The organism is Acinetobacter sp. TWP2-2-3, assembly GCF_049896445.1.
GTDB lineage: Bacteria > Pseudomonadota > Gammaproteobacteria > Pseudomonadales > Moraxellaceae > Acinetobacter.
In genome coordinates this window covers 399,148-411,397 of record NZ_JAFCUI010000001.1, presented here as the reverse complement: position 1 = coordinate 411,397, position 12,250 = coordinate 399,148, and the positions used below count along the sequence as shown (strand labels likewise).

12 protein-coding genes are annotated in these 12,250 nt (G+C 43.1%); 5 read left to right on the top strand and 7 right to left on the bottom strand.

The window, feature by feature from the left end:
- The first annotated feature begins 47 nt into the window (after positions 1-47).
- The gene (gene argF / locus ACP7AK_RS02085; RefSeq protein ID WP_004280178.1) at positions 48-968 is read left to right on the top strand and encodes an ornithine carbamoyltransferase; all 921 of its coding nucleotides are present in this window, start codon (positions 48-50) and stop codon (positions 966-968) included.
- 102 nt (positions 969-1,070) lie between these two features.
- The gene (locus ACP7AK_RS02080; protein WP_425878301.1) at positions 1,071-1,544 is read left to right on the top strand and encodes a hypothetical protein; all 474 of its coding nucleotides are present in this window, start codon (positions 1,071-1,073) and stop codon (positions 1,542-1,544) included.
- Positions 1,545-1,648: 104 nt separating this feature from the next.
- Here the strand turns inward: ACP7AK_RS02080 and ACP7AK_RS02075 are convergent, their stop codons facing one another.
- The 7 genes from ACP7AK_RS02075 to rpiA all read right to left on the bottom strand — a co-directional run bounded on the left by ACP7AK_RS02075 (position 1,649) and on the right by rpiA (position 8,402).
- Entirely contained in the window at positions 1,649-2,002 is a 354-nt protein-coding gene (locus ACP7AK_RS02075; RefSeq protein ID WP_425878299.1) for a YnfA family protein, read from the bottom strand.
- Between the two features lie 95 nt (positions 2,003-2,097).
- Complete coding sequence (gene clpA / locus ACP7AK_RS02070; RefSeq protein WP_005100836.1) at positions 2,098-4,374, bottom strand: ATP-dependent Clp protease ATP-binding subunit ClpA; 2,277 nt, start codon at positions 4,372-4,374, stop codon at positions 2,098-2,100.
- 9 nt (positions 4,375-4,383) lie between these two features.
- A complete protein-coding gene (gene clpS, locus ACP7AK_RS02065; protein ID WP_004279780.1) occupies positions 4,384-4,797 on the bottom strand; it encodes an ATP-dependent Clp protease adapter ClpS in 414 nt (137 codons plus the stop codon).
- Between the two features lie 18 nt (positions 4,798-4,815).
- Positions 4,816-5,565, bottom strand: a complete 750-nt coding sequence (locus tag ACP7AK_RS02060) for a DUF6776 family protein (protein WP_004279781.1) — start codon at positions 5,563-5,565, stop codon at positions 4,816-4,818.
- A 77-nt stretch (positions 5,566-5,642) separates the two neighbouring features.
- Positions 5,643-6,698 carry an N-acetyl-gamma-glutamyl-phosphate reductase gene (gene argC / locus ACP7AK_RS02055; RefSeq protein WP_425878587.1) on the bottom strand — a complete coding sequence of 352 codons (1,056 nt, stop codon included), beginning with the start codon at positions 6,696-6,698 and terminating at the stop codon, positions 5,643-5,645.
- 183 nt (positions 6,699-6,881) lie between these two features.
- On the bottom strand, positions 6,882-7,562 hold the full coding sequence (locus tag ACP7AK_RS02050) for a M48 family metallopeptidase (protein WP_253145382.1): 681 nt from the start codon (positions 7,560-7,562) through the stop codon (positions 6,882-6,884).
- A gap of 168 nt (positions 7,563-7,730) precedes the next feature.
- A complete protein-coding gene (rpiA, locus tag ACP7AK_RS02045; RefSeq protein ID WP_004279784.1) occupies positions 7,731-8,402 on the bottom strand; it encodes a ribose-5-phosphate isomerase RpiA in 672 nt (223 codons plus the stop codon).
- Positions 8,403-8,506: 104 nt separating this feature from the next.
- Between rpiA and ilvA the strand changes: the two genes are divergently transcribed.
- The 3 genes from ilvA to ACP7AK_RS02030 all read left to right on the top strand — a co-directional run bounded on the left by ilvA (position 8,507) and on the right by ACP7AK_RS02030 (position 12,203).
- Positions 8,507-10,045, top strand: coding sequence for a threonine ammonia-lyase, biosynthetic (ilvA, locus tag ACP7AK_RS02040; RefSeq protein WP_425878296.1), 1,539 nt, complete (start codon positions 8,507-8,509; stop codon positions 10,043-10,045).
- A gap of 164 nt (positions 10,046-10,209) precedes the next feature.
- A complete protein-coding gene (locus ACP7AK_RS02035) occupies positions 10,210-10,866 on the top strand; it encodes a potassium channel family protein (protein WP_425878294.1) in 657 nt (218 codons plus the stop codon).
- Positions 10,863-12,203, top strand: coding sequence for a TrkH family potassium uptake protein (locus tag ACP7AK_RS02030; RefSeq protein WP_425878292.1), 1,341 nt, complete (start codon positions 10,863-10,865; stop codon positions 12,201-12,203). Before ACP7AK_RS02035 ends, ACP7AK_RS02030 begins: the two co-directional genes overlap by 4 nt.
- Positions 12,204-12,250: the final 47 nt, after the last annotated feature.

The window sequence follows — 12,250 nt, the reverse complement described above, 5'->3', positions numbered from 1 at the left end:
CAACTGATTGTTGATCGAGTTTTTCGGCAATTATTGTGGAGTAACGAATGGCTCTCCGTCACTTTCTCACCTTACGCGATTTATCAACTTTAGAACTTAACCAGATTTTGCAACGCGCAATTGAGCTTAAGCGCAAACAGCATAACAATGAAGTGTTCCAACCATTTGTTGGTAAAGTGATGGGCATGATTTTTGAGAAATCGAGTACCCGTACGCGTGTTTCGTTTGAAGCTGGCATGAGCCAATTTGGTGGTAGCGCGATTTTCCTGTCTTCACGCGATACCCAGTTAGGTCGTGGTGAACCGATTGAAGATTCTGCACGTGTGATTTCAAGCATGCTGGATATTGTGATGATCCGTACTTTCGGCCATGATATCGTGGAGCGTTTTGCATCTTATTCAAAAGTTCCAGTGATTAATGCGTTGACTGATGACCACCACCCTTGCCAGTTACTTGCTGATATGCAGACCTATGTAGAGCAACGTGGCTCAATTGAAGGGAAAACTGTGGCCTGGATCGGTGATGGCAACAATATGTGTAACTCTTATATTGAAGCTGCACATATGTGGGGCTTTAATCTGAAAATTGCAGCGCCAAAAGGCTATGAGCCACAAGAAAAATTCCTGTCTGAATTTGCGCATTGCGTGGAACTGGTTCCTTCTGCTGAAGATGCAGCGGTAAATGCCGACCTGATCGTGACTGACGTTTGGGCAAGCATGGGCCAGGAAGAAGAGCAAAAGATCCGTGAAAAAGCCTTTGCAGATTATCAGGTGAATGAACGTCTGATGGATCTTGCACATCCGGATTGCTTGTTTATGCACTGCTTGCCTGCGCATCGTGGCGAAGAGATTTCAGAAAATCTGCTTGACCATAAAAATGCTGTGGTTTGGGATGAAGCGGAAAATCGCCTGCACGCGCAAAAAGCCTTGGTTGAATTTCTGATTAATGAAAATCTGAAAAAAGACTAATTTTTAAGATGAATCTTCACAAATTAAGCACCAATCTCTGGTGCTTTTTTTGTCTCAGCTCTTATAATCATTGTTGAAATGGAATAAAAGTGATTTTATACAATGCAAAAAAAATATTGGGCTTTGGCACTCTTGACTGGTTTTAGCAGTGCTGCCTTACCGGTGCATGCTTCTGAATTTGACCAATATCTTCAAGAAAAAAATATTATTGACAGCAAATTTAAAATTCAGAAAAAAACTGAACTGAATGAATTACTCGCAGTGCTCAGTGCAGAAGATTCCAGAACTTTACCGTTGCAGATTGATCAAAATACGATTATTGAACAATTACAGTTAAGTGCCAATAAAACCACACTGAAAGGCATGATCATCACGCCCGATTTTAGCCAGTTTGAAAAAGACCTGGGGCGCAAAGAAGTGATGAAAGTCATTCGCAATAATCTGCTCAATAATTGTGAAATTTTCTTTGAACATCGCTATCAGATTGAGAACCCATACAAGGTTGAACTCAGCCTGAACTCGCAGACACAAACCTATAAAACTGATATTTCCCAGAAAGATTGCAAATTAAAATAATCTAACTAAATAAGACATCAAGTTTGATTTGAAATTAAAAAATCCAAAAACAAAAAAAGGTAGCTCTAGCTACCTTTTTTGATAAGGTTTGTTATTATATCCTGCTAACGCACCAGACCTTGCGGCTGCAAAATAATAATCAGTGCACCCAGTATCACCACCATGCCACCAAGCAGATCCCAACGCGATAAAGTCACTTGATCAACGAAGCGCAACCAAATCAGTGCTGAAAAAATATAGATACCGCCATAAGCGGCATAGATCCGTCCTGAAGCAGCTGGATGCAAGGTTAACAGCCAGACAAAAACTGCTAAAGCCAGAGCTGTCGGAATCCATAACCAGTGGCTTCTCCCCTGATTTAAAATTAGATAAGGAAAATAACAGCCTAAAATTTCCATCAGTGCTGTGACCAAAAACAGGAAAAATGTCGTGAACAACTTGGTAATTTGAATATCCATAATTTATCTTTTGAACTAGATGAATGAGTTTAATGCTTTAAAATATGAATGCATGAAAAAACCCGTGCAAGCACGGGTTTGATCTTTCTTGTTCATTAGGCCGGTTCAGCAGTCTGATCTTCAAAAACCTCAAGTTTTAAGCCAACCGCTTTACCATTTTCTTTTTTAACCGATACTGCAACATTGCCGCCATTTTCAGCCAGTTCACCAAACAGGATCATCTCAGCAAGCGGTTTTTTCAGGTGCTCCTGAATCAGACGTTGCATTGGACGTGCGCCCATTAAACGGTCATAGCCATGTTCTGACATCCATTCACGTGCGCTTTGATCCACTTCCAGCATGACTTTTTTGTCATCCAGTTGTGCTTGAAGTTCAGTCAGGAATTTATCCACGACATTTTCAATAATGCTGCTTGGTAATGCCTTGAACTGAATCACGCCGTCGAGACGGTTACGGAATTCTGGCGAGAAGGCTTTCTTCATCGCTTCCTGATTATCGTTACTATTGTCTTGTTCCATAAAACCAATGCTGACACGTGAAATACTTTCAGCACCAATATTGGTTGTTAGTACCAAAACCACGTTACGGAAATCAGATTTACGCCCATTGTTATCGGTCAATGAACCATGATCCATAATCTGCAATAACAGATTAAACACATCTGGATGCGCTTTTTCGATCTCATCGAGCAATAGCACACAATGTGGATTTTTATGAATCGCATCGGTCAATAACCCACCCTGATCAAAACCGACATAGCCCGGAGGTGCACCGATTAAACGAGACACTGCATGGCGTTCCATATATTCCGACATATCAAAACGAACCAGTTCCACACCCATCTGTTTCGCGAGCTGCTTGGTCACTTCGGTTTTACCAACACCTGTAGGACCCGCAAAGACAAAACTACCTACAGGCTTATCTGGAGACTTCAAACCGGCACGTGACAGTTTAATCGCAGATGCCAAGGCCTCAATCGCTTCATCCTGACCAAAGACCACACGTTTCAGATCGCGCTCAAGATTTTCCAGCACGCTCTTATCATCTTTAGAAACAGTTTTTGGTGGAATACGCGCAATTTTAGAGACGATGTCTTCAATATTTTCCACAGTAATCAAACTGTCGTCTTGCTCCGCTTTTAAACGGCGCTGAGCACCGGCCTCATCAATGACATCAATCGCCTTATCTGGCAAGAAACGGTCGTTGATAAATTTTGCAGAAAGTTCTACCGCAGAAACCAAAGCTTGATCGTCATATTCCACATGATGAAAATCTTCAAACTTCGATTTCAGACCACGTAGGATATCAATAGTTTCAGAAATAGATGGCTCGTTCACATCAATTTTCTGGAAACGACGTGACAAAGCATGATCTTTCTCAAAGACCTGGCGGTATTCCTGGAAAGTGGTTGAGCCAATGCAACGTAAAGAACCATTTGCCAACGCCGGTTTGATCAGATTCGATGCATCCATGGTACTGCCCATACTCGAGCCTGCACCAATAATCATGTGAATTTCATCAATAAACAACACGGCTTCAGGTTTCTTTTTCAGCGCATTTAAAAGCTGTTTCAAGCGTTTTTCAAAATCACCACGGTATTTGGTTCCTGCTACCAAAGCACCAATGTCCAGACTGAAAATTTCAGCATTTTCCAGTGGTTTTGGCGCTTTACCATTGACGATTAACCAAGCAAGACCTTCAGCAATTGAGGTTTTACCAACTCCCGGATCACCGACAAGGAGTGGATTGTTTTTACGACGGCGGCAAAGGATTTGCGCGGCACGCTCGATTTCTTTTTCACGACCAATCAGTGGATCGGTCTTGCCTTTTTGTGCTTCAACATTCAGGTTAGTGGTATAAAGTTCAAGTGGACCTGAACTTGCTGAAGATGCTGATTCGCCATCTAGGTCTTCGATTTCTTCTTCAGACTGTACATCTTCTTTACGGGTACCATGAGACAGGTACTGAGTCAGGGTCAGACGGTTAATTTGATGACGTTTAAGCAGATAGACTGCAAATGAGTCACGCTCAGAATACATGGCAACCAGAATATCAGCACCTTCTACAGTACGATCGCCACCGCTTGATTGCACGTGAAAAATCGCGCGTTGCAAGATCCGGTCGAAGCTTTCTGTCGGGTGTGGTGCCTGATCACTATTTTCACCAAGTTTAGGGGTATGTTGTTCTACGTACTCTTCTAATTCCTTACGCAACACGATGATGTCCGCACCACATGCTTTCAGGGCATTCACGGCGGAATCGTTGTCAAGCAAGGCTAACAATAAATGTTCTACGGTCAGGAACTCATGTCTCTTTTGACGAGCCATGCTGACAGCCAAACGTAGTGATACTTCTAATTGACGACTGAGCATGTAACCCCCTTAATCTTTAGGCTCTATTTGGCAAAGTAACGGATGACCTTGTGATCGAGCATAATTATTGACTTGGTTCGCTTTGGTCTCCGCAATGTCTCGAGGATAGACCCCAGCTACACCCTTTCCTTCATAATGTACAGTTAGCATTACTTGTGTAGCTTGGTCAAGATTCATTGCAAAGTATTGTTGTAAAATTTCAATTACAAACTCCATCGGCGTATAGTCGTCATTTAATAAAACAACGGCATACAACGGTGGACGTTTCAGTTCTGGCGGTGCAGTCTGTACAGCTAGGTCAGAATCACCGTCTTCAGAGGGTTCATTTGCTAAACGTGGGCTGATATGCCAATCAACGATTCCAGACTCATTAAAAGAATTTTTAATATCACTTAAACACATTTGACGTTTATTGCTGGGCATAAGATTTATATTTCACACTTAATTTGCATTTGCTTCGGTTTTCGGAATTTCTGACAAGGTGGCAGACTGATTTTCGACTGCTTTGCCCTGTTCCCAACTAAAACGACGAATCACAGGCTTGGCACCGGTGAGACGCACTTCAATAAATTCTGGTTTAAAGCCTTTCGGCATGGTCCAGCGGCCAGTGAGTCGCTCATAATTTTCAAAATTAAAGTTTTTATCTTCCAGTGGTACCACCAGAATTTCAGTCCCTTTAATCAGGCGCAATTCCACACTACCTGAGGCACGGCTTTTGCCTGGACTGACCTGAACCAGATCAATCTGGTATTCAAAGGCATTTTCGGGTAATGGTTTAATCGACAGGTTTTGAACCGCCAATGCCAGACCACCACGCTGACGCAAGATCTCGCGATAAATGGTTCCCACACTTTCGGCCTGCACCTGTTCATCACGTGCCTTGGTCATGGCCAGATACAGATCATTGGCATTACTGACAGCCAGATCACGCTCCTGAACCGCAGTATTCAGCGTCTTGTTCAGTGTTTCCAGACTGGCTTTCTGAGTCTGTACCACATCGACCAGTTGCTCTGCATCCGCATCATAACCCGCCGCAGTCAAACCCTGACGATGTCCTACGGTATATCCGAGTACGCCACTGCTTAAGATCAATACAGCCGCACCAATGGCTAAGGGCGTATTGCCTTTCATGAATGGTTTCTTAGTACCGGGTTCCTGAGGAAGCGTCGTATTTGACTCGTTATTCGGCATTTTGATCTCTTGTTTGCTTTAATCAAGACACACATTTAAATGCAAATCTAAATGTGTGTGAAGTTCTAATACGTTTTTTATGGTAATAAACCAATATTATTTAAGCCAGCATCTTCAGCAAAACCAAACATCAGGTTCATGTTTTGCACAGCCTGACCTGCTGCGCCTTTTACCAAATTGTCTTGTGCAACCAGGATCACCAGTTTTGTTGGTTGTGGCTTATACAAGGCAATACGCAACTGATTCGCTCCACGCACTGAACGGGTTTCGGGTGAGCTACCCGCCGGCATAACATCGACAAATGCTTCATTGGCATAGAACTGCTCATATAGCGCTTGTAAATCTGCTGCTTGGCCTGCTTCAGTTAAATCGATATAGATGGTCGACAACATACCACGGATCATTGGCACCAAATGCGGTACAAATAAAATATGATCAAACACATTTTTTTGACCTGAAATATTTTCCAGTGCTTCGACAATTTCAGGATGATGGCGATGACCCGCTACACCATAGGCCTTAAAGTTATCAGCATTTTCAGAATAAATCATGCCCAGACTAGCTTTACGACCTGCACCTGATACACCCGACTTGGCATCGATAATAATGCTTTCAGGTTTCACCAATACTTCAGCCGCTTTTAAAACTGGCGCCAGACCTAACTGAACTGTGGTTGGATAACACCCCGGATTCCCGATCACATTGGCTTTTTTAATGTCTTCACGATTCAATTCAGATAAACCGTAAACAGAATCTTTTAACAGTTCTGGACATGCATGTTGCATGCCATACCATTTTTCAAACTGTGCAAGATCTTGTAAACGGAAATCGGCAGCTAGGTCGATCACTTTGGTATTTGCAGCGACCAGCTCTTCGGCATGTTTCATTGCGACACCATGCGGTGTTGCAAAGAACACCACATCGCATGATTTTAATAAATCCAGACTTAAATCGGAAAATTTAAGATCGGTATGCCCGCGCAAGCTTGGGAACATGTCATCTACACGACGACCTGCTTCAGTACGTGATGTCAGTGCTGTTACATTTACATCTGAATGTCGTAGCAAAAGACGTAAAAGTTCAACGCCTGTATAACCCGTACCACCCACAATACCCACTGAAATCACGATGATTACCTCAAATAAATGTTTCCTTTATAAGGCCTAGTATGACAGGAAGTTGAGGTTTTCTAAACCATTTCACTGGGGTTTGCTGGTTTTTTAATTGATCAGTAGGATAAGGCCGGTTTAGAGGATTAAATGCATAGATTGCTTAGGCTATTTTAATAGAGTTATATGGACTTATTAATTATGCTTTTAGGCACCCCACCAATATGGCAACGGCGTATTTTTCAGCGTTATACGATGCTGCTGGAAATGCTGATCATGCTTGGCAACTTCTGCCCAAAACCGTGGACTATGATCAAAATGCTTTGTATGTACCAGTTCATGGACAGCGACATAACGCGCGACTTGTTCAGGAAATAATACCAGCGCGCTGTTCAACATAATGTCATGTTTGGCAGAACAACTGCCCCATCGGGTTTTGGGATGTCTAATGTTGCAGTTTTTAAAAGGCAAATGACATTGCTGGGAGACGAGATTTAAATATGAAGGAAGCTGTTCTTTTGCGTAGGCAATCACGAAAGTTTTTAAATATTCTTCAGGATGTCGGTCACTGATCCAAAGCTGTAGATCTTCATGATCAAAAATAAAGTTGTTTTTCTGGCTGTGATAAGAAATTTTTACTGCTGCTTTTAGATTGAATAACCGCAGCTCACTCGGTAGCGTCCGGTCAATATTTTCGATTTTTTCCTGCTGGGATTGCCAGGTTTTAATCAGCCAGCTTTCAGATTGTTCAATAAAATGCTGTATCTGTTTTTTGCTGCAAAAAACCGGTGCTGTAAGGCGAATCTGTGTTGCATCGACACGCAAACGTAACCGTGTTGAACGGACATTTCGGGTGATTTGAATTTCGGGTAGGTCGGATAAGGTCATTTTTTATATTTAATCATTTTTTTAATCCTCCCCCTTGCGTAGCAGTGCTACTCACCCTTATTAAGGAGGGAGAAAAGCCCCTCTTAAAAAATCTAAAATGAGGCTTTTCTTGCACAAAAGTTAAAGCAGTACTTTAACTTCTGTTCAGGATTTGGGGAGATTTTAAAATTAAACCGCTGTACGCTCTTCAATTCCGTTATCCGTCGCGACAATTGCGATATCTGCTTTGTTGATCGCAAAGATACCGTTACACACCACGCCCGGAATATCGTTTAAGGTTTTTTCCAGTTCAAGCGCATTCAGAATATTGAGGTTATATACATCTAAAATCACGTTACCGTTGTCAGTTACCACACCTTCACGATAAGCAGGATCGCCACCTAAAGATACAATTTTACGCGCAACAGCAGAACGCGCCATTGGAATCACTTCTACCGGAAGCGGGAATTCACGGCCCAATTGTCCCACCCATTTTGAATCATCAACGATACACACGAATTTTTTCGCGATAGAGGCAACAATTTTTTCACGTGTGAGCGCTGCGCCGCCACCTTTGATCATATGCATATGACGATCAATTTCATCTGCGCCATCAACATAAGCATCCAGACCACTGACAGAGTTCATATCCACTACTTCAATACCGAGCTTTTTTAAGCGCTGTGCAGTTGCTTCTGAACTGGCTACCGCAGCTTCCAATTGCAGCTCAGGTAATAAGTCAATTAAAAAGTTTACAGTACTGCCTGTACCTACGCCTAAAATGCCCCCTTTTGGCAAGTGTTTTAAAGCGGCTTTAGCTGCTGCTTGTTTTTTCTCATCTTGGGTTGCATATAGACTCATGGCTTCACTCAACTATTTTGGACTTTTGCAGCTTTTTTAAACCGCAAAGCCGTGTGGTTTGTTACAATAAGCCCCTATTTTAAACTGTTAGATGGAAAATTAACATGCTGTCTCGTTTGGTTCGACAAATTTTACAAGCAACGGTCTACGATGTTGCAATCGAAACTCCACTCGAAGCAGCGCCACGAATTAGCGAACGACTCAATAATAACATCCGCTTTAAACGTGAAGATTTACAACCGGTTTTTTCATTCAAACTACGCGGTGCCTATAACCGTATTAGTCAACTACCGAAATCACAAATGGAACGTGGCGTTATTACTGCTTCAGCGGGCAACCATGCACAGGGCGTGGCACTCTCAGGGAAAAAGCTGGGTATTCGCGCGATTATTGTGATGCCTAAAACCACACCTGATATCAAGGTACAGGCGGTTAAACGTCTGGGTGGCGAAGTGGTTTTGCATGGTGATTCATTTGATGTTGCCAATAAATATGCGATTCAACGTGCCCAGGAAGATGGGATGACTTTCATTCCGCCTTATGATGATGAACTGGTGATTGCTGGCCAAGGCACGATTGCCAATGAAATTCTGCGTCAATGGCGTGATGTCGACTATGTGTTTGTCGCAGTTGGTGGTGGTGGCCTGATCGCAGGTGTTGCAGCGTATTTAGGTGATGTCGCACCACACGTTAAAGTCATTCCAGTTGAATACGACGAATCTGCCTGTTTAAAAGCTGCTTTAGAAGCCAATGAGCGTGTCATTCTTCCATCTGTGGGCTTGTTTGCTGATGGCACGGCGGTAGCCCAAATTGGTGAAAAACCATTTGATGTGATTCGTCTGCAAAAGTCGGACAATTCAGGCCCGATCGTTGAACCGAATGTGGTGCTGGTGAATACGGATGAAGTCTGTGCAGCGATTAAAGACACTTATGACGAATGCCGTAGCATTGTCGAACCATCTGGTGCAATGGCTCTGGCAGGTATTAAAAAATACGTGGCTGAACATGGCATCGAAGGGAAGAACATGGTGTCGATTGTCTGCGGCGCCAATATGAACTTCGACCGTTTACGCTATATCGCTGAACGTACTGAATTGGGTGAACGCAAAGAAGCGATTTTTGCCGTGACGATTCCAGAACAGAAAGGTTCATTCCTGAGTTTCTGCCGTGCATTACAAGGCCGTAATATCACTGAATTTAACTATCGTGCCAGTGATGCTTCTGCGGCACAGGTCTTTGTCGGTATTAGTCTGAAAAATGGCGAGAAAGAACGTCAGGAAATTTATGAAACCTTAAAATTCCAATATGACGTTGATGATCTGTCTGATGACGAAGTGGCCAAACTGCATATCCGTTACCTGATCGGTGGTCATGCCGATATTGAAAATGAACGCCTGTTCCGAGTGGAATTCCCGGAGCGTCCAGGTGCCCTGCTAATGTTCCTGGAACGTCTTGGCCCAACGCATAACATCACCCTGTTCCATTACCGTAACCACGGCGCTGCAGAAGGTCGCGTACTGGTCGGTCTGGAGGCAGAAGATGCACAGCAAAATCCAGATGGTTTGATTGAGACATTGGAAAATATTACTTATCCATATGAAGAAATCACCAATAACCTGGGTTATCAGCGTTTCTTAAAATAATCAGTTTGTTGTAAACCGCCTTTCGAGGCGGTTTTTTTATGTCCGGCTGAATGAAAATGTATGAAGTATTTATGTAAGGCCAGATAGCTGAAAACTATAAAAATCTTTAAGATACATACTTAGACATGAACTGATTTGAAATAAAAAGATTTAAGGAAATATGCATGGCATTATTTGCAGTCATTGGGCTGGGCAGCTTCGGTGCAACAGTGGCGACTCAACTGATCAGCCTGAAACATGATGTGATTGGAATCGATCTCGATAAAAAATATGTGGAAAATATTTCCGATCAGCTCACCCATGCGGTCATTGCCGATGCAACCGATGAGCATGTCCTGGATGAACTGGATATCCAGCGCTGTGAAGCGGTCGTAGTCGCAATTGGTGAAGATATTGAAGCCAGCATTCTGTGTGTACTGCATCTGAAAAATATGGGTGTAAAGAAAATTTGGGCCAAAGCCAAATCCAAAGCCCACCATATGATTTTGACCCATCTGAACGTCGAAAAAATTATTCACCCAGAAGAAGATATGGGCGTCCGTGTGGCACAATCACTCAGCTACCCGATGGTTAGCCGTTATATGTCACTTGAAGATGATCACTATATTGTCAAGATCGAGATTCATGCCGATCATCATGACACTCCTTTACACCAGTTAATGAACCAAGTTCCCGAAATTAAAGTTCTTTTGCATAAACGCGGCCCTGAAATACAGCATATCGTAGATCTTGAGCTGTTACTTAAGGAAGGTGACATTCTGGTGGTCGAAGGATTGCTGGACCCTCTACGCCGTTTGTCCAAGCATTTTAAGGCCATATGAAAAGCTCAAATTTAAACCAGAACAGGATTGTCAATCTCAGTCCACCGAGTCTGCTCGCCTTAGGTTTTCTCGGACTGATTTTTATTGGCTCTTTATTACTGATGCTGCCCTTTGCCCATCAAACTGAAATCAGCTGGTTAGAGGCGATTTTTACAGCGACTTCTGCAGTGACGATTACCGGACTATCTGTGGTCAATGTTGGTGAAGCATATACACCCTTTGGGCAGATCGTAATTATGTTCCTGCTGCAATGTGGTGGCCTCGGCTTTATGACCTTTGCCATACTCGCCTTCATGAGCCTGTCACCTAAACTTGGTTTAAGACAGCAAGTGATGGCACAGGAATCTATTGGCCAGACCAGTTTAAAGAAAGTCAGTTTTACCATTAAAGCAGTATTCCTATATTCTCTGTTTTTCGAAGCGATTGGCACCCTGATTTTAACCTTAGCCTGGCTGGAAGATTATCCTTTTGGTGAAGCGCTGTTTTATGCAGCTTTCTATAGTGTTTCTGCGTTTAATAATGGCGGATTTTCCCTTTTCCCCAATAGCTTGATGAGCTTTTCCGGCCAGTATTTCGTGACCTTTACGATCAGCATGCTGTATATCATTGGCGGGATCGGTTTTCTGGTTCTGATGGATGTAAAACAGAATAAAAACTGGCGCAAGCTTAGCCCGAATAGCAAGCTGATTCTGACTACGATTATGGGCCTTAACCTGAGTGCTTTTATTGTGCTCTGGTTACTCGAAGCGTCTAATCCACAAACTCTAGCGCTGATGAGCGTAGGTGATCAGGCGCTCAATGCCTGGTTCCATGCCACTGTTCCCCGCTCTTCAGGTTTTTATAGTCTGCCTATGGACCAGATGAGCGATGCCTCAAGTCTAGTCACCATTTTTTTAATGTTTATTGGTGGCGGTTCCTTAAGTACGGCGGGTGGAATTAAAGTTGGTACGTTTATTATTGTGGTGATCAGCGTAATCAGTTTTTTAAGACGCGAAGATGAGATCCGGCTGTTTAATCACTCTATTCCTGAAAAAACTACGTTTAAAGCATTGGCCGTCGTGTGTATTACTGCAGCGTTGATCATGATGGGTTTTATGAGCTTATTAATCCTGGAACCTGAGCAGGATTTTCTGGATCTGTTGTTTGAAGCCGTGTCTGCGGCCTGTACCGTCGGTTTGTCCCGAGGGGTAACTGAGGAGCTACAACCTGCCAGTTTGATCATTCTGATGCTGTTAATGTTCGCAGGGCGTCTAGGGCCACTGACGCTTGCTTATTTTATTGCGACTCCCAAAAAGAGTCGTCTCAAACATCCGCCTTCAGAAATCCAGATTGGTTAATTTACCTAGAAAAAACCATGCATCGGCATGGTTTTTTATTTTCATTA